We start from the raw sequence: 18,399 nt of genomic DNA, 5'->3' as shown, positions 1-18,399 counted from the left end.
AGTTCAGTCGGTTAGAATACCTGCCTGTCACGCAGGGGGTCGCGGGTTCGAGTCCCGTCCGTTCCGCCACTTATTAAGACATTAAGCCTGCCCAAAGGGCAGGCTTAATGGCAAAAAAATTTAGGGGCGTAGCTCAGTTGGTAGAGCACCGGTCTCCAAAACCGGGTGTCGCGAGTTCGAGTCTCTCCGCCCCTGCCATATAGAATCCTTTGCTTCGGCAAAGGATTTTTTTTTTGCCTGTAAAACGGCTCAACACCTTCCTGAAGAATAAGCAGCCTGCGTTTCCGCAGGCTTTTGCGTTAATCCAGTATGCTGGTTTTTAACAGATCTTTTATCTGCGACTGCTTATCGCTGTTTTGCAGCCAAATGGCATACAGCGGCCTGGAGAGCGTTGTTGAATCGGTGACAACATGGAGTGCAGGTTTATTATCCGCCCAGCGAACAGGTAACCATGTACAGCCTTTCAGTGTGGGAAGATGCTGGCATGCGATCTCCGCAGAGCTTGTCGTGAGTTGCGGGATATCATCGCTGGCAATTAACCCCGTCTCGTGCTGCTGAAAATCAGGCCCCCATTCCAGGCGTAAATAATTCAGGTCGGCCTTCATCATTGCAGGCTCGGATGCATAGAGCGCCAGGCTAAACTGTCCAACAATCTGGCTGCTAAATTCATCCATCTTGGGGGCTTCTGTGGTGATCAGCAGATCAAGCTGCCGCTCGTGGAGTTGCTTAACCAGCGACTGGCGTTGCGCAATCCTCGCCTCAAATTGCAGATGGTTGTGTGTGCGATATAGCCGCATAAGCCACTGGCTGAGCATGCATTCCCATAGTGAAGCGCTGGCACCGATCGAGAATTCATTATGCCGGGATGTGTGCGCAACCTCCTTTCGCGCTGCCTGCCAGGTATTCATCAGGGTTTCTGCATAAGGCAATAGCTTTTCACCGGCCGGGGTTAAACGAATATTGTTGCGATGGCGGGTAAAAAGGTTCACACCCAGTTGATTTTCCAGCTGTCGAATACGAAAACTGACTGCTGACTGCGTCAGGTAGAGGGCTTCAGCTGCTCGCCCAAAGTGTCGCGTTCTGCTCACTTCGAGGAAAGTTTTTAGCAATTCCGTATCCACATCTTTCTCCACAAAATTATTTGTCGTTATGATTTAAATGTTTTGTTTTACACTCTGTCAAGCGTAACTAATACTCCGCGCCATAAATAGCTCGGCCAAAGAATTAGGAGCGTGTAGGATGGCGGAAAGCTTTACGACGACTAATCGTTTTTTCGATAATAAACATTATCCGCGCGGGTTCTCTCGTCACGGCGATTTCACTATCAAAGAAGCTCAACTTCTTGAGCGCCATGGTTATGCCTTTAACGAGCTGGATCTGGGTAAGCGCGAACCGGCAACCGAAGATGAAAAACAATTTGTCTCTGTTTGTCGTGGTGAGCGTGAGCCGCAGTCTGATGCAGAACGTGTATGGATCAAGTATATGGCTCGCATTAAGCGTCCTAAGCGTTTCCATACGCTGTCTGGCGGCAAGCCGCAGATGGAAGGTGCAGAAGACTACACCGAGTCTGACGATTAAGAAGAGAAGGGGCTACGGCCCCTTTTTTATGCCAGCATTTTTTGCAGATGCAACAGCAGCCGATCGATCGCACGGTAGCTTAATGCCTCCTGCAAATGTCGCCTCTCTATTCCGGGGCAGCCCTCCACGTCAGCGACCGTGCGCGCAACTTTCAACAAACGCTGCCACGCGCGAATGGATAGCCCAAACCGCGTCAGTGTCTCTTCCAGCCAGCCTGCATCTTCGGCGTTGAGAGAGCAAAACTGTCGGATCCCGCTGTTATCCAGCCGGGCATTCAGCCTGTTCTGACGGGCATACTGCCGCGCCTGAGCCGCAATAACCCGTTCTCGCACCACTGCTGAGCTTTCGCCTTTGATACCGGTTTGCCTCAGCAGACCGGGCGGTGGCAGGGGGATCTCGAGAGATAAATCAAAACGGTCGAGGAAGGGGCCGGACAGCTTACTCAGATAGCGCAGCGTCTGCTCCGGCGTACAGCGGTTATGGTTGCCCTGATAATGGCCCGTTGGGCTAGGGTTCATCGCGGCGACCAGCTGAAACTGCGCAGGGTAGCTTATTTTGGCGCGTGTACGAGACAGATGGATTTCGCCGGATTCAATCGGCTCCCGCAACGCATCCAGCACGCGGCGTTCAAACTCTGGCAATTCATCCAGGAACAGAATGCCGTTGTGTGCCAGTGAGATTTCACCCGGTCCGGGAATTGAGCCCCCGCCCACCATCGCGGTAAGAGACGCACTGTGGTGTGGCGAGCGGAAAGGACGGCGGCGCCACTGTTTATGCAGCGATATTGAACTGACCAGGCTAAATATCGCGGCGCTTTCCAGCGCTTCGTGATTATTGAGGGGGGGCAGCAGGCCGCTCAACCTGCTCGCCAGCATCGTTTTCCCCGTGCCTGGTGGACCTATCAGTAGCAGGTTATGCCCACCCGCGGCCGTTATTTCTAACGCCCGCTTACCCTGTTCCTGACCCATAATATCGCTGAGGTCATCGGGTGAATCTGCCACTACCTCCTCATTCTCCTGCGGCTCGGCAAGCTCGTGTCGGCCTTCCAGCCAGGCGCAAACCTCCTGCAAATGTCCCGCGACAAGACACCCCTTTTCGGCGATAAGGCTGACTTCAGAGGCATTTTCATTGGCCACAATGATTTGCCTTCCCGCGCGTATGGCTTCAAGCGCACCCGAGATTGCTCCGGGAACGCCTCTTAACGCGCCTGTAAGCGCTAATTCACCCACGAACTCGCACGAGCTTAACCCTGACGTATTGAGCTGTTCAGAAGCCGCGAGAAGCGCTATAGCAATAGGTAAATCATATCGCCCTCCCTCCTTTGGCAAATCGGCGGGCGCAAGGTTGATGGTGATCTTCTTCGCCGGAAAAGCATAACCGCTATTAATAATTGCGCTGCGCACGCGATCCCTGGCCTCCTTAACGGTCGTTTCGGGTAAGCCGACCAGCGTCAGTCCGGGCAGTCCATTACTTAAATGAACCTCTACAGAAATAAGCGGTGCCTTCACGCCGATGGCCGCGCGTGTATAAACAACTGACAGTGACATAAGCCCCTCCTTGGCGGTAACTATGCCAGCATCATTTTTTCCTGTTTAGCGCTAATTCACTGAATTACGGCGCTCGTTCCAGCCTTTTAGCGCCTAAATGTAATCATTACATGTCGGTGGAATCGGCCTCGCAGAAAAGAAATCATGCGCGCCTTGCATGATGAAACAGGACAAAAAAATGAAAAATCTTCATTTCTATTTTTTCCCTATATAAAACAACGATTTTGAAAGAAATAGTTCGCCTGCTACAGAAATGGGTCATAAAAAAATCTTGTGTCAGATGAAATATCTGTGGTAACTCTTTAGGTATTCCTTCGAACAAGATGCAAAAAGAACTGAAAATGACAGCCCTTCTACGAGTGATTAGCCTGGTCGTGATTAGCGTGGTGGTGATTATTATCCCACCGTGCGGGGCTGCACTTGGACGAGGAAAGGCTTAGAAATCAAGCCTTAACGAACTAAGACCCCCGCACCGAAAGGTCCGGGGGTTTTTTTATGACTAAAAAACTTAAATGAGGAGCAGAGAATGACGACTAGCACAAAATTCTGTTTCTCCAGATTTATGACGGGGAACTAACTATGAATGGGGCACAATGGGTAGTACATGCGTTGCGCGCGCAGGGAGTCGAAACCGTATTCGGTTATCCGGGTGGCGCAATTATGCCGATTTACGATGCACTGTATGACGGCGGCGTGGAACACCTCTTGTGCCGACACGAGCAGGGCGCAGCGATGGCCGCCATCGGTTATGCCCGTGCGACCGGTAAAACCGGCGTCTGTATGGCCACCTCCGGTCCGGGCGCAACGAACCTGATCACCGGCCTGGCTGACGCGCTGCTCGATTCCGTACCCGTGGTGGCGATCACCGGCCAGGTGGCCTCTCCGTTCATCGGCACCGATGCTTTCCAGGAAGTGGATGTGCTCGGTTTATCGCTTGCCTGCACCAAACACAGCTTCCTCGTTCAGTCTCTCGAAGAGCTGCCGCGCGTGATGGCCGAAGCGTTCGAGGTTGCCAGCTCTGGCCGTCCTGGCCCGGTTCTGGTAGATATCCCGAAAGATATTCAGGTTGCACTCGGCGATCTGGAACCGCACTTCTCCACCGTTGAAAGCGACAACGTGTTTCCCCATGCGGAGGTTGAAGAGGCTCGCCAGATGCTGGCGCAGGCGAAACAGCCGATGCTGTATGTAGGCGGCGGCGTGGGCATGGCGCAGGCTGTTCCTGCCCTGCGCGAATTTATCGCAGTAACGCAAATGCCCGCCACCTGCACGCTGAAAGGATTGGGCGCGGTCGACGCGGACTATCCATACTATTTGGGCATGTTAGGGATGCACGGCACCAAAGCGGCAAACCTGGCGGTGCAGGAGTGTGACCTGCTCATCGCCGTCGGCGCCCGTTTTGACGACCGCGTCACCGGCAAGCTGAACACCTTTGCGCCGAACGCCAAAGTGATCCATATGGACATCGACCCGGCGGAGATGAACAAACTGCGTCAGGCGCATGTCGCGTTGCAGGGCGATCTCAACGCGCTGTTACCGGCGCTGGAGCAGCCGCTGGATATCAACGCATGGCGTCAGCACACCGCCGATATGCGCGCTGAACACGCCTGGCGTTACGACCACCCCGGCGAGGCCATCTATGCGCCGCTGTTGTTGAAACAGTTGTCCGACCGCAAACCCGCAGACAGCGTGGTGACGACGGATGTCGGCCAGCATCAGATGTGGTCAGCCCAGCACATGACCTACACCCGCCCGGAGAACTTCATCACCTCGAGCGGCTTAGGCACGATGGGCTTCGGCCTGCCCGCTGCCGTGGGCGCACAGGTTGCCCGCCCGAACGATACTGTTATCTGTATCTCCGGTGACGGCTCCTTCATGATGAACGTCCAGGAGCTCGGCACCGTGAAGCGTAAGCAGTTACCGCTGAAAATCGTTTTGCTCGATAACCAGCGTTTAGGCATGGTTCGCCAGTGGCAGCAGCTATTCTTTCAGGAGCGTTACAGCGAAACGACCCTGACCGACAACCCCGATTTCCTCACCCTGGCCAGCGCCTTCGGCATTCCTGGCCAGCACATCACCCGTAAAGACCAGGTTGAAGCGGCACTCGACACCATGCTGTCAAGCGAAGGGCCATACCTGCTTCATGTCTCAATCGACGAGCTTGAGAACGTCTGGCCGTTGGTACCGCCCGGTGCCAGTAACTCACAAATGCTGGAGAAATTATCATGATGCAACATCAGGTCGCCGTGCAGGCTCGCTTCAACCCGGAAACGTTAGAACGCGTATTGCGTGTGGTCCGTCACCGTGGTTTTCAGATTTGCTCTATGAATATGGAAACGGCCACGGATGTACAAAATATCAGTATCGAATTAACCGTTGCCAGCCCGCGGCCGGTCGACTTACTGTTTAGTCAGTTATCAAAACTGGTAGACGTTGCCCATGTTGCCATCTGCCAGAGCACAACCACATCACAACAAATCCGCGCTTAAGCGTGACAGGACGAAAAAATGACGACAAAAAAAGCTGATTACATTTGGTTCAATGGTGAGATGGTTCGCTGGGAAGACGCGAAAGTTCACGTGATGTCCCACGCGCTGCACTACGGCACCTCCGTGTTTGAAGGCATCCGTTGCTACGATTCTCACAAAGGACCAGTGGTGTTCCGCCATCGCGAACACATGCAGCGTCTGCATGACTCAGCCAAAATTTATCGTTTCCCGGTCTCCCAAAGCGTTGATGAGCTGATGGAAGCCTGCCGCGAGGTGATCCGCCAGAACAAACTGACCAGTGCCTATATTCGTCCGCTGGTCTTCGTGGGTGATGTCGGCATGGGTGTCAATCCGCCCGCTGGCTATAACACCGATGTGATCATTGCTGCGTTCCCGTGGGGCGCCTACCTGGGCGCGGAAGCACTGGATCAGGGGATCGACGCAATGGTTTCTTCCTGGAACCGCGTGGCACCAAACACTATCCCGACCGCGGCTAAAGCGGGCGGTAACTACCTTTCCTCACTGCTGGTCGGCAGCGAAGCGCGCCGTCACGGTTACCAGGAAGGTATCGCGCTCGATGTAAATGGCTACATCTCCGAAGGTGCGGGCGAAAACCTGTTTGAAGTGAAAGACGGCATTCTGTTCACCCCGCCGTTCACCTCGTCCGCGCTGCCGGGCATCACCCGCGACGCCATCATCAAGCTGGCAAAAGATCTGGGTATCGAAGTACGCGAGCAGGTGCTGTCCCGCGAATCCCTGTACCTGGCTGACGAAGTGTTCATGTCCGGTACCGCGGCTGAAATTACACCGGTGCGTAGCGTCGACGGCATTCAGGTGGGCGAAGGCCGCTGTGGTCCGGTCACCAAACGCATTCAGCAAGCCTTCTTCGGCCTGTTCACCGGCGAAACAGAAGACAAATACGGCTGGTTGGATCAGGTTAATCACTAAATATAAATTTGGGACGGCACGCACCGTCCCATTTAATAGTCAGACGGGAGTAAATAAAGCATGCCTAAGTATCGTTCAGCCACCACCACCCACGGCCGTAATATGGCGGGTGCCCGCGCACTGTGGCGCGCCACCGGAATGACCGACGCCGATTTCGGCAAGCCAATTATCGCCGTGGTGAACTCCTTCACCCAGTTTGTGCCGGGCCACGTGCACCTGCGCGATCTCGGTAAGCTGGTTGCCGAGCAAATCGAAGCCTCCGGCGGCGTGGCGAAAGAGTTCAACACCATTGCGGTGGATGACGGTATCGCAATGGGCCACGGGGGGATGCTCTATTCACTGCCGTCGCGCGAGCTGATCGCCGACTCGGTGGAGTACATGGTTAACGCCCACTGCGCCGATGCGATGGTCTGTATCTCCAACTGCGACAAAATCACCCCGGGGATGCTGATGGCCTCCCTGCGCCTGAACATTCCGGTGATCTTCGTTTCCGGCGGCCCGATGGAAGCGGGTAAAACCAAGCTTTCCGACAAAATCATCAAGCTCGACCTGGTCGATGCCATGATCCAGGGCGCGGACCCGAAAGTCTCTGACGAGCAGAGCGACCAGGTGGAACGCTCCGCGTGTCCGACCTGCGGCTCCTGTTCCGGGATGTTCACCGCCAACTCCATGAACTGCCTGACCGAAGCGCTGGGCCTTTCTCAGCCGGGTAACGGCTCGCTGCTGGCGACCCACGCCGACCGTAAGCAGCTGTTCCTTAACGCGGGCAAGCGCATCGTTGAGCTGACCAAACGCTACTACGAGCAGGACGACGCCAGCGCGCTGCCGCGCAACATCGCCAGTAAAGCGGCGTTCGAAAACGCCATGACGCTGGATATCGCCATGGGCGGTTCCACCAACACCGTTCTGCACCTGCTGGCCGCCGCGCAGGAAGCCGAAATCGACTTCACCATGAGCGACATCGACAAGCTCTCCCGCAAAGTGCCGCAGCTGTGTAAAGTCGCGCCGAGTACCCAGAAGTACCATATGGAAGACGTGCATCGTGCTGGTGGTGTCATCGGTATTCTCGGCGAGCTGGATCGCGCAGGGCTGCTGAACCGCAACGTGAAAAATGTGCTCGGCCTGACGCTGCCGGAGTCGCTGGACCAGTACGACGTGATGCTGACCAAAGACGACGCGGTGAAAAAGATGTTCCGCGCCGGTCCGGCAGGTATTCGCACCACGCAGGCGTTCTCGCAGGATTGCCGCTGGGACACGCTGGATGACGATCGCGCCGAAGGCTGCATCCGCTCGCTGGAACATGCCTACAGCAAAGACGGCGGTCTGGCCGTGCTGTACGGTAACTTTGCGGAAAACGGCTGCATCGTGAAAACCGCAGGCGTGGACGACAGCATTCTCAAATTCACCGGTCCGGCAAAAGTGTATGAAAGTCAGGACGAGGCGGTAGACGCTATCCTCGGTGGCAAAGTGGTGGAAGGCGACGTGGTGGTCATTCGCTACGAAGGGCCGAAAGGCGGTCCGGGCATGCAGGAGATGCTCTACCCGACTACCTTCCTGAAATCGATGGGCCTCGGCAAAGCCTGCGCGCTGATCACCGACGGTCGTTTCTCTGGCGGCACGTCAGGCCTCTCCATTGGCCACGTCTCCCCGGAAGCGGCAAGCGGCGGCAATATCGCGATCATCGAAGATGGCGACCTGATCGAAATCGACATTCCGAACCGCGGCATTCAGCTGAAGCTGAGTGACCAGGAGATTGCGGCCCGTCGTGAAGCGCAGGAAGCCCGCGGCGACAAAGCCTGGACGCCGAAAGACCGCCAGCGCGAAGTCTCCTTCGCCCTGCGCGCTTACGCGAGTCTTGCCACCAGTGCAGATAAAGGCGCGGTGCGCGATAAATCTAAACTTGGGGGCTAATGATGGCCGAGTCACAACCCTTATCCGCCGCCCCCGAGGGGGCGGAATACCTGAGAGCGGTGCTGCGCGCGCCGGTCTATGAAGCCGTGCAGGTCACGCCCCTGCAAAAAATGGACAAACTCTCCTCGCGCCTCGACAACGTCATTCTGGTGAAGCGCGAAGACAGGCAGCCGGTGCACAGCTTCAAGCTGCGCGGCGCCTACGCGATGATGGCCGGGCTGACGGATGAGCAGAAAGCGCGCGGCGTCATTACCGCGTCGGCGGGCAACCACGCGCAGGGCGTAGCGTTCTCCGCGGCCCGTTTAGGGCTGAAAGCGCTGATCGTGATGCCGGTTGCCACGGCGGATATCAAAGTCGACGCGGTGCGCGGGTTCGGCGGCGAAGTGCTGCTCCACGGCGCGAATTTTGACGAAGCGAAAGCCAAAGCGATTGAGCTGGCGCAGCAGCAGGGCTTCACCTGGGTCCCGCCGTTCGATCACCCGATGGTGATTGCCGGGCAGGGTACGCTGGCGCTGGAACTGTTGCAGCAGGATGCCCATCTCGACCGCGTTTTCGTCCCGGTGGGCGGCGGTGGCTTAGCCGCTGGTGTGGCGGTGCTGATCAAACAGCTAATGCCGCAGATCAAAGTGATTGCGGTTGAAGCGGAAGACTCCGCTTGCCTGAAGGCGGCGCTGGACGCCGGACATCCGGTGGATCTGCCGCGCGTCGGGCTGTTCGCCGAGGGCGTGGCGGTGAAGCGCATTGGCGATGAAACGTTCCGTCTGTGCCAGGAGTATCTCGACGATATCGTCACCGTCGACAGCGACGCTATCTGCGCGGCGATGAAAGATCTCTTCGAGGATGTGCGTGCGGTGGCGGAGCCGTCCGGCGCGCTGGCGCTGGCGGGGATGAAGAAATACATCGCCCAGCACAACATTCGCGGCGAGCGTCTGGCGCACGTGCTTTCCGGCGCCAATGTGAACTTCCACGGCCTGCGCTACGTGTCCGAACGCTGTGAGCTGGGCGAGCAGCGTGAAGCCCTGCTGGCGGTGACCATTCCGGAAGAGAAGGGCAGCTTCCTGAAGTTTTGCCAGCTGCTGGGCGGCCGTTCGGTAACGGAGTTCAACTACCGCTTTGCCGATGCCAAAGATGCGTGCATTTTTGTCGGCGTGCGTCTGAGCCGTGGCGTGGAGGAGCGCAAAGAGATCCTCAGCCTGCTGCATGACGGCGGCTACAGCGTGGTCGATCTCTCCGACGACGAAATGGCGAAGCTGCACGTGCGTTACATGGTCGGTGGCCGTCCATCCAAGCCGCTCAAGGAACGCCTGTTCAGCTTCGAGTTCCCGGAATCGCCGGGCGCGTTGCTCAAGTTCCTGCACACGCTGGGCACCCACTGGAACATTTCTCTGTTCCACTACCGCAGCCACGGCACCGACTACGGCCGCGTGCTGGCGGCGTTCGAGCTGGGCGAGCACGAGCCGGATTTCGAAACGCGCCTGAACGAGCTGGGCTATGAGTGCCATGACGAAACCCACAACCCGGCGTTCCGCTTCTTCCTCGCGGGCTAAGGGTTGAGCTGCGTGTAGGCCGGGTAAGCGCAGCGCCACCCGGCTTTAGTGGTTCGGCAATATCTTCCAGAACGCATCAATAAGCGGCTCATGCAGCCGCTTTTTTTGTGCGCACACGCCTAGCTCGAACGGCGTTTTCTCGTCGCTGCGTTCTAAAATCATCACGCGATTGCGCACCGGCTCCGGGCTGTTTTCCAGCACCACTTCTGGCAGCAGCGCCACGCCGCAGCCGAGCGCCACCATCGACACCATCGCCTCATGGCCGCCGACCGTGGCGTAAATCGACGGGTTGCTGATTTTCTGGCGGCGGAACCACAGCTCAATGCGGCGGCGCACCGGCCCCTGATCGGCCATGATAAACGGCACCGTCGACCAGTCCGGTTTCTCCACCGAGACCTGGTTGCGCACCGGGCAGGGCAGCGCCGGGGCAATCAGTACTACCGCCAGATTCTCCAGCATTGAGAACGCTACCGCGCCCGGCAGGGTTTCCGGCTTCCCGGCAATCGCGAGATCCGCTTCGCCCGTGACCACTTTTTCCATCGCGTCGGCGGCATCGCCGGTGGTGAGCTTAATTTCAACCGACGGATGTTCCGCGCGGAAGCGGTCGAGAATGGGGGGAAGATGGCTGTAGGCGGCGGTCACGGAGCAGAAAATATGCAGCTCGCCGGAAAGCGACGGCCCCTGCTGGTCGATGGTGTGCCGCAGCTGCTGGTACTGCAACAAGGTTTGCTGGGCAAAGATGCGCAGCTCTTCACCGGCTTCCGTGAGGGTGACGGTGCGGTTATCGCGCACGAACAGCGGCTGGCCGAGGTCTTCCTCAAGGCGCTGGATCTGGCGCGACAGCGTGGAAGGGCTGACGTGCATCGCCCGGGCGCTGCGGCCAAAGTGACGGCTTTCCGCCAGGTGCAGGAACATTTTCAGATCGCGTAAATCCACCGATTCCACTCCCTCTTTTTACATTGCATAAATTGCAATGTGACGTTGTGAATATATCAATTTCCGCAATAAATTTCCTGTTGTAATGTGGGTACATTCTCGCTGAAACGCGAACCGAACAATAAGACACACAACATCACGAGGTATCACCCATGGCTAACTACTTTAATACACTGAACTTGCGCCAGCAGCTGGCGCAGCTGGGCAAATGCCGCTTCATGGCGCGCGATGAATTTGCTGATGGCGCGAGCTACCTTCAGGGTAAAAAAGTGGTCATTGTCGGCTGTGGCGCACAGGGTCTGAACCAGGGCCTGAACATGCGTGACTCCGGGCTGGATATCTCCTACGCCCTGCGCAAAGAAGCGATTGCTGAAAAGCGCGCTTCCTGGCGTAAAGCGACCGAAAACGGCTTCAAAGTAGGTACCTACGAAGAGCTGATCCCGCAGGCGGACCTGGTGGTTAACCTGACGCCAGACAAGCAACACTCAGACGTTGTGCGTTCCGTACAGCCGCTGATGAAAGACGGCGCTGCGCTGGGTTACTCCCACGGCTTCAACATCGTTGAAGTGGGCGAGCAGATCCGTAAAGACATCACCGTAGTGATGGTGGCACCGAAGTGCCCGGGCACCGAAGTGCGCGAAGAGTACAAACGTGGTTTCGGCGTACCGACGCTGATCGCCGTTCACCCGGAAAACGATCCGAAAGGCGAAGGCATGGCGATTGCCAAAGCCTGGGCAGCGGCCACCGGCGGCCATCGTGCGGGCGTACTGGAATCTTCCTTCGTTGCGGAAGTGAAATCTGACCTGATGGGCGAGCAGACCATTCTGTGCGGCATGCTCCAGGCTGGTTCTCTGCTGTGCTTCGACAAGCTGGTGGAAGAGGGCACCGATCCGGCATACGCGGAAAAACTGATTCAGTTCGGCTGGGAAACCATCACCGAAGCGCTGAAGCAGGGCGGCATTACGCTGATGATGGACCGTCTGTCCAATCCGGCAAAACTGCGCGCGTTCGCACTCTCTGAACAGCTGAAAACCATCATGGCACCGCTGTTCCAGAAACACATGGACGACATCATCTCCGGCGAGTTCTCTTCCGGCATGATGGCGGACTGGGCGAATGACGATAAGAAACTGCTGACCTGGCGCGAAGAGACTGGTAAAACCGCGTTCGAAACGGCACCACAGTTCGAGGGTAAAATCAGCGAGCAGGAGTACTTCGATAAAGGCGTACTGATGATCGCGATGGTGAAAGCGGGCGTTGAGCTGGCGTTCGAAACCATGGTGGATTCCGGCATCATTGAAGAATCTGCGTACTATGAATCGCTGCACGAGCTGCCGCTGATCGCAAACACCATCGCCCGTAAGCGTCTGTATGAGATGAACGTGGTGATCTCCGATACCGCCGAGTACGGTAACTATCTGTTCTCTTACGCCTGCGTACCGCTGCTGAAAGAGTTCATGACTACCCTGCAAGCAGGCGATCTGGGCCAGGCGATTGCGGAAGGTGCGGTTGATAACGCGCAGCTGCGTGACGTAAACGAAGCGATTCGCAGCCACGAAATCGAGAAAGTGGGCCAGAAACTGCGTGGCTACATGACCGATATGAAACGTATCGCAGTAGCAGACTAAAAAGACAATCGGGTGGCGCAAGTCACCCGAACTGTTTTAGCTACGCAGTATCGCGCCGGGATAACCCAGCTGGCGCCACGCCTCATACACCACCACCGACACCGCATTCGACAGGTTCATGCTGCGGCTGTCCGGCATCATCGGAATACGAATTTTTTGCTCAGCGGGCAGGGCATCCAGAATGGTGGCCGGCAGGCCGCGGGTTTCCGGACCAAACATCAGATAATCTCCGTCCTGATAGCTTACGGCGCTATGCGCTGGCGTGCCTTTGGTGGTCAGGGCGAACATGCGCTGCGGCTTCTCTGCGTCCAGAAACGCGGCGTAATCGTGATGACGAACGACGGCAGTAAACTCATGGTAGTCCAGCCCCGCGCGGCGCAGACGTTTGTCGTCCCACGTAAAGCCCATCGGCTCAATGATGTGCAGACGAAAACCGGTGTTGGCGCACAGGCGGATGATATTGCCGGTATTGGGTGGGATTTCTGGTTCGAATAAGACGATGTTAAGCATGCTGCCCCCTTAATTGCGGGGGGCAGAATAGCAGAAAAGAGAGGGACTAGGCGACGCCCGGCTCCTGCGAGCGGCTATACAGCATTTTGTAGACGGTTGCCGCCGCGGCCACGAGAGCAGGCACGCTGAGGATCATCAAAATACTGTCCGCCTGCCACTGCATGGAAAGAAGCTGGGCGCTGGTCATGGTGCCCGCCACGCCGCCGAAGCGGCCGATCCCCTGCATCCAGGCGATACCCGTCGCGCGGCACTCGGTAGGGTAAAAGGTGGCGGCCAGGGTCTGCATCCCCGACTGCGCGCCGTTCATCGCGATCCCCATCAGGAAGATTAACCCGCCAAACAGGGCGATATGATTATGCTCAATGCCGAGTAAAAGAATCAGGCCCATCGTCAGCACGAAACCACACGCGACCACCTTGTGCGCTTCCCAGCGGTCCATCATCCAGCCCGCGAGCAGAATGCCAGCGGTGCCGCCGAAGGTGAACAGCGAGGTGAGCCAGGCGGATTCCGCCAGCGCATACCCCATCCCCTGCATCAGCGTTGGCATCCAGCTCAGCAGGACGTAATAAATCACCAGTCCCATAAAGTAGGTGACCCACAGCATCAGGGTGCCGGGCAGCCAGGGCATGGAAAACAGCTGCGACACGCTGCCTTTTTTCGACGCGACCTTCTCCTCCGCCAGGAAAAAGCCTGTGACGCTATCCAGCGTGCTGCGGGCGAACCGGCTGGCGATGCGGCGAACCTGCGCGACGTCTTTCCCTCGCTGCACCAGAAACTTCACCGACTCCGGCAACAGCAGCGCCAGCAGCACCGTTAAAATCAGCGGCGCAATCGCGCCGGTCAGCAGTACGCTTCGCCAGCCATGGTGAGGGATAAGCCAGGACGAGATCGCCCCGCCGCCCGCCGCACCCAGCGGAAAGCCGCAGTACATCGTGTTAATTGCCATGGCGCGGCAGCGCTGGGGGGCAAACTCTGAGATCAGCGTGATGGCGTTAGGCATCGCGGCGCCCAGCCCGAGACCGGTCAGAAATCGCCACAGCGTCAGGGTATTCAGACTTTGCGCCCAGGCCGTGCCCAGGCTCGCCAGGCCGAAGAACAGGCATGAAAAGACCAGTACGCGCTTGCGTCCCATACGGTCCGATACCGGACCTGCAATAAGAGCTCCCAGCGACAGCCCCAGTAGCGCCGCACTCAACACCGGCCCCAGATCCTGTTTATGTATTCCCCACTCCGCCGACAGCGTAGGCGCAATGTAACCCATCGCTGCGGTATCGAAACCATCGATCGCCAGCACCAGAAAGCCCAGCACAATAAGAAGCCAGTGAAACCCTGAAAAAGGACTCTCATCGATCACCTGCTGAATATCCACCCGACCTGAATACGTCATACGTTCCCCTCCGATGTGATGTTGTTTTTGTGTTCTTGTATTTGCTTGTCTATACAATTGCGGAGGGCGGGTTGTGTCAAATTTTCTTATCCAGAATGTTACGCAGGTGTTATTTTCAACAAAAAAAGCGCCCGAGGGTAAAGCCGGGCGCGGAAGAAGGGGAGGCTAACCGGGGGATATCAGGCCGCGTTTCCTTGAGAAAGGGGGGCCAGCGCCGCAGGCAGCTTACTGAGCTCCTGCACCAGAGAGTCTTTGCTGATTTCACCGATTGTTTTCGCACCGGTAAGGGTCATCGCCACCTTCATCTCTTTCTCGATCAGGTTCAGCAGATTCGCCACGCCCGCCTGGCCGCTGGTGGCCAGCGCGTACAGGTAAGCACGGCCCAGCAGCACACTGTCTGCGCCCAGGGCAATCATGCGTACCACGTCCAGCCCGTTACGGATGCCGCTGTCGGCCAGAATCGCAATATCGCCTTTCACCGCATCGGCAATGGCTGGCAGGGCGCGGGCGGAGGAGAGCACCCCGTCAAGCTGGCGGCCACCATGGTTAGAGACCACGATCCCATCGGCACCAAAACGCACCGCGTCGCGCGCATCTTCCGGATCGAGGATCCCTTTGATCACCATCGGGCCGTCCCAGAATTCGCGGATCCACTCCAGGTCTTTCCAGGAGATGGATGGATCGAAGTTGTTCGCCAGCCAGCCGATGTAATCTTCCAGCCCGGTCGGTTTACCCAGGTAGGCCGAAATATTGCCCAGATCGTGCGGACGGCCATTCACGCCGACATCCCACGCCCACTGAGGGTGCGTCACCGCCTGCCAGTAGCGGCGCATCGCGGCGTTCGGACCGCTCATGCCGGAGTGCGCATCACGGTAGCGGGCGCCGGGCGTCGGCATATCGACGGTAAAGACCAGCGTTGAGCAGCCTGCCGCTTTGGCGCGCTCCAGCGCGTTACGCATAAAGCCGCGATCGCGCAGGACGTAGAGCTGGAACCACATCGGGCGCTTGATGGTCGGGGCGACCTCTTCAATCGGGCAGACGGACACGGTGGAAAGGGTAAACGGAATGCCTTTGGCATCTGCTGCGGCGGCGGCCTGCACTTCGCCCCGGCGGGCATACATGCCGCATAAGCCGACGGGCGCAAGCGCCACCGGCATGGAGAGCGTCTCGTTAAACAGCTTCGTCTCAAGGCTCAGGTCAGACATATTCTTCAGCACGCGCTGGCGCAGGGCCACTTCCGACAGGTCCTCCACGTTGCGGCGCAGGGTATATTCGGCGTACGCCCCGCCGTCAATGTAGTGGAACAGGAATGGCGGCAAAATGCGCTGTGCCGCGGCGCGATAGTCACTGGCTGCGGAAATAATCATGCTTTGTTCTCCCTGGAAATATCACTCTCGCCAGGCAGACGGGTAATACGCGCCTGTCGGGCCTGATCTTCATCGAATCGTTTAATGGTGGTATGCACGAAGCCGAGATGCGCCATCATCGCCTTGCGCGCGGCCTCGGCATCACCGGCCAGAATGGCGTTGAGCACCGCCTCGTGCTGTTCGGTCAGTTGGGCAAATACCGGCGGCACCAGATACATGCGCTGGCGGCTCTGCTTCACGGAGGATTGCAGCAGGTCGAAGAACCCGCGCATGGTTTGCAGCAGAACCACGTTGTGCGAGGCCTCGGCAATCGCGAGGTGAAAACGCACGTCCGCCTGGGAGGCGATGTCCGGGTCGCTGCTTTGCGTGGCCTCAAAGCAGGCTTTGAGCTTCTCTTTGTCGGCCTCGGTTGCCCGCATCGCCGCGTGCCACGCGGTGCTGGTTTCGATGGCGTGACGCGCTTCGAGGATGTCAAAGCTGTAGTCCGGGTCGTTTTCCATCAGCGTCTTAAGCGGCTGCACGATGTTTTGTTCGGACCAGTCGTCATGCTGCCAGCGCACGAAGGTGCCGCCGCCTCGACGGCTCAGCAGCACCCCTTCGCTGACCAGCGTCGCCAGCGCCTCGCGCAGTGAATTGCGCGACACGCCAAGCTGGGCGGCAAGCTGACGCTCGGCGGGCAATCTCATGCCCGCTTCCAGCTGTTGTTCTTCTATCAGCGCCCGTACGCGAGTGGCAATCTCGTCGGACAGGCGTCTGGGCATCACTATCATGGAATCATCCAGGTTAAGACATAGGCCTGCAATGTGGTGATCACGCCCACCATGCAGGTAAATATCAGGCTGTGTTTAACGGTAAAGCGGAACAGATCCGACTCTTTGCCTACCAGCCCCACCGCGGCACAGGCAATGGCGATGGACTGCGGTGAGATCATCTTCCCGGTCACGCCGCCGGTGGTGTTCGCGGCGACCAGCAGCACGTCCGAGACGCCAATCTGCTGCGCGGCTGTGGCCTGTAGGGCGGCAAACAGGGCGTTAGATGACGTATCTGAACCGGTCAGGAACACCCCCAGCCAGCCGAGGAACGGCGAGAAGAAGGTAAACGCGTGGCCGGTATGCGCCAGCGCTAACGCCAGCGTCGACGACAGGCCGGAGTAGTTCGAAATAAACGCGAACGCCAGCACCATGCCGATGGAGTAAATCGGCAGCATCAGCTCTTTAATCGTCGCCGCAAAGGTCTGCACCGCGGCGGCAGGCTTCATGCGCAGCCACACTACGGAAAGGATAGCGGCAAACAGGATCGCCGTGCCGGTGGCTGAGAACCAGTCGAACTTAAACACTGCCGCATACGGCGTGGCGTCGTGTACCACCGGCGGCATACGAGCGACCATCTTGTCGAGGAACGGCACGGAGATATTAATCACCATGTCGTACAGCGCGCCGCCCGGGGCGAACAGGGCCTTAAACGGCGGAATGCTCCACAGCGTCACGGTGGCGGTCAGGAACAGGAATGGTGACCATGCGCGTACAATCTGTCCGGCGGTATAGCCGGTGCGCGCCAGCGTCTGATCCACGTGCGATGCGCCCATGTCAGCAAAGCGGAAGATACGTACCGGCTGCCAGCGTTTCAGGAACAGCGTCAGACAGACCAGCGACACCAGGGAAGAGATGATGTCCGGCAGTTCCGGGCCGAGGAAGTTGGAGCTGAGATACTGGGCAATGGCGAACGAGCCGCCCGCTACCATCACCGCAGGCCAGGTCTCCTTCACGCCGCGCCAGCCGTCCATAATCGCCATGATCCAGAACAGCACGATAATGGTCAGGAACGGCAGCTGGCGGCCCACCATCTGGCCGATCTCGAAGCTGTCCAGCCCGGTCACCTGGCCCGCCACCAGAATAGGAATGCCCATCGCGCCAAACGCCACCGGGGCGGTATTCACAATCAGGCACAGGCCAGCGGCATACAGCGGGTTAAAGCCCAGACCGACCAGCAGGGCGGCGGTGATGGCCACCGGTGCGCCGAATCCTGCCGCCCCTTCCAGAAATGCTCCGAAGGAGAAGCCGACGATCAGCATCTGCAAACGCTGGTCCGGCGTGATGGAGAGAATCGACGAGCGAATAATGTCGAACTGCCCGGTTTTGACCGAGATTTTGTAGACAAAGACGGCGGCGATGATGATCCACGCAATCGGCCACAGGCCGTAGAAGAAGCCATAGACGACGGAGGCCAGCGCGCGATCGACCGGCATTTTGTAAAAGAACAACGCCACCATCAGGGCGATGGCAACGGTATACGTCGCGGCGAGGTAGCCCTTCAGCTTGAGCTTAATCAGCGCAAAGAAGAAAAACAGGATCGGTAGCGATGCGATCAGGCTCGACAGCCAGATATTTCCGGCCGGATCGTAGTTTTGTTGCCAGAGGCTCATGCAGGTCTCCTGAGGACCACACAGGTGTTCGTCGGGTGAGTCTCTGCTCATCTCTGCGTCACACTTAGTGTAAAAGTGGTCCTTCCAATATTGTGATGTAGGGTTAATGACAACAAATGGTTAACCAAGTGT

The 18,399-nt window shown here is 57.9% G+C and carries 17 protein-coding genes and 1 tRNA gene; 10 read left to right on the top strand and 8 right to left on the bottom strand.

Translation table 11 applies throughout. From position 1 onward, the window contains the following. The first annotated feature begins 122 nt into the window (after positions 1-122). A tRNA-Trp gene (locus IM282_RS19640) sits at positions 123-198 on the top strand. Positions 199-299: 101 nt separating this feature from the next. Here IM282_RS19640 and hdfR read toward each other — a convergent pair. Then, positions 300-1,121 (bottom strand): HTH-type transcriptional regulator HdfR, encoded by an 822-nt coding sequence (hdfR, locus tag IM282_RS19635; protein WP_022649779.1) that lies wholly within the window; start codon positions 1,119-1,121, stop codon positions 300-302. A gap of 118 nt (positions 1,122-1,239) precedes the next feature. On the opposite strand from hdfR, the gene IM282_RS19630 reads away from it, so the two are divergent. After that, positions 1,240-1,578: a DUF413 domain-containing protein gene (locus IM282_RS19630; protein ID WP_006808641.1), complete on the top strand. Its 339-nt coding sequence runs from the start codon at positions 1,240-1,242 to the stop codon at positions 1,576-1,578. A 26-nt stretch (positions 1,579-1,604) separates the two neighbouring features. Here the strand turns inward: IM282_RS19630 and IM282_RS19625 are convergent, their stop codons facing one another. After that, on the bottom strand, positions 1,605-3,125 hold the full coding sequence (locus IM282_RS19625) for a YifB family Mg chelatase-like AAA ATPase (RefSeq protein WP_045308985.1): 1,521 nt from the start codon (positions 3,123-3,125) through the stop codon (positions 1,605-1,607). 341 nt (positions 3,126-3,466) lie between these two features. Here IM282_RS19625 and ilvL point away from each other — a divergent pair, with 341 nt between their 5' ends. The 7 genes from ilvL to ilvA all read left to right on the top strand — a co-directional run bounded on the left by ilvL (position 3,467) and on the right by ilvA (position 10,017). Next, positions 3,467-3,565, top strand: coding sequence for an ilv operon leader peptide (gene ilvL, locus IM282_RS19620; RefSeq protein WP_001311244.1), 99 nt, complete (start codon positions 3,467-3,469; stop codon positions 3,563-3,565). Between the two features lie 86 nt (positions 3,566-3,651). Then, on the top strand, positions 3,652-3,702 hold the full coding sequence (gene ilvX, locus IM282_RS19615) for a peptide IlvX (RefSeq protein ID WP_166792073.1): 51 nt from the start codon (positions 3,652-3,654) through the stop codon (positions 3,700-3,702). 2 nt (positions 3,703-3,704) lie between these two features. Then, positions 3,705-5,351, top strand: coding sequence for an acetolactate synthase 2 catalytic subunit (gene ilvG / locus IM282_RS19610; RefSeq protein ID WP_192970746.1), 1,647 nt, complete (start codon positions 3,705-3,707; stop codon positions 5,349-5,351). After that, positions 5,348-5,611, top strand: a complete 264-nt coding sequence (gene ilvM, locus IM282_RS19605; RefSeq protein WP_126504106.1) for an acetolactate synthase 2 small subunit — start codon at positions 5,348-5,350, stop codon at positions 5,609-5,611. The genes ilvG and ilvM overlap by 4 nt, the downstream gene beginning before the upstream one ends. Positions 5,612-5,629: 18 nt before the next feature. Next, on the top strand, positions 5,630-6,559 hold the full coding sequence (gene ilvE / locus IM282_RS19600) for a branched-chain-amino-acid transaminase (RefSeq protein WP_003860182.1): 930 nt from the start codon (positions 5,630-5,632) through the stop codon (positions 6,557-6,559). A 60-nt stretch (positions 6,560-6,619) separates the two neighbouring features. After that, positions 6,620-8,470 carry a dihydroxy-acid dehydratase gene (ilvD, locus tag IM282_RS19595; RefSeq protein WP_022649775.1) on the top strand — a complete coding sequence of 617 codons (1,851 nt, stop codon included), beginning with the start codon at positions 6,620-6,622 and terminating at the stop codon, positions 8,468-8,470. Positions 8,471-8,472: 2 nt separating this feature from the next. Further along, positions 8,473-10,017 (top strand): threonine ammonia-lyase, biosynthetic, encoded by a 1,545-nt coding sequence (gene ilvA, locus IM282_RS19590; protein ID WP_100148853.1) that lies wholly within the window; start codon positions 8,473-8,475, stop codon positions 10,015-10,017. A 45-nt stretch (positions 10,018-10,062) separates the two neighbouring features. Here the strand turns inward: ilvA and ilvY are convergent, their stop codons facing one another. Then, positions 10,063-10,953, bottom strand: coding sequence for an HTH-type transcriptional activator IlvY (ilvY, locus tag IM282_RS19585; RefSeq protein ID WP_017382574.1), 891 nt, complete (start codon positions 10,951-10,953; stop codon positions 10,063-10,065). Positions 10,954-11,105: 152 nt separating this feature from the next. Between ilvY and ilvC the strand changes: the two genes are divergently transcribed. Continuing rightward, positions 11,106-12,581: a ketol-acid reductoisomerase gene (ilvC, locus tag IM282_RS19580; protein ID WP_157508573.1), complete on the top strand. Its 1,476-nt coding sequence runs from the start codon at positions 11,106-11,108 to the stop codon at positions 12,579-12,581. Positions 12,582-12,617: 36 nt separating this feature from the next. Here the strand turns inward: ilvC and trmL are convergent, their stop codons facing one another. The 5 genes from trmL to lldP all read right to left on the bottom strand — a co-directional run bounded on the left by trmL (position 12,618) and on the right by lldP (position 18,267). Continuing rightward, entirely contained in the window at positions 12,618-13,091 is a 474-nt protein-coding gene (trmL, locus tag IM282_RS19575) for a tRNA (uridine(34)/cytosine(34)/5-carboxymethylaminomethyluridine(34)-2'-O)-methyltransferase TrmL (RefSeq protein ID WP_022649772.1), read from the bottom strand. Between the two features lie 46 nt (positions 13,092-13,137). Beyond that, entirely contained in the window at positions 13,138-14,478 is a 1,341-nt protein-coding gene (locus IM282_RS19570; RefSeq protein WP_022649771.1) for an aromatic acid/H+ symport family MFS transporter, read from the bottom strand. 179 nt (positions 14,479-14,657) lie between these two features. Next, positions 14,658-15,845, bottom strand: a complete 1,188-nt coding sequence (gene lldD / locus IM282_RS19565) for an FMN-dependent L-lactate dehydrogenase LldD (RefSeq protein WP_022649770.1) — start codon at positions 15,843-15,845, stop codon at positions 14,658-14,660. Next, complete coding sequence (gene lldR, locus IM282_RS19560; protein ID WP_023298877.1) at positions 15,842-16,615, bottom strand: transcriptional regulator LldR; 774 nt, start codon at positions 16,613-16,615, stop codon at positions 15,842-15,844. Before lldR ends, lldD begins: the two co-directional genes overlap by 4 nt. After that, complete coding sequence (lldP, locus tag IM282_RS19555; RefSeq protein ID WP_022649769.1) at positions 16,612-18,267, bottom strand: L-lactate permease; 1,656 nt, start codon at positions 18,265-18,267, stop codon at positions 16,612-16,614. The genes lldR and lldP overlap by 4 nt, the downstream gene beginning before the upstream one ends. Positions 18,268-18,399 lie beyond the last annotated feature (132 nt).

Origin of the sequence: Enterobacter cloacae complex sp. P29RS (assembly GCF_014893445.1) — a bacterium.
GTDB classification, from domain to species: domain Bacteria; phylum Pseudomonadota; class Gammaproteobacteria; order Enterobacterales; family Enterobacteriaceae; genus Enterobacter; species Enterobacter intestinihominis.
This window is presented reverse-complemented; position numbering and strand designations above follow the sequence as displayed.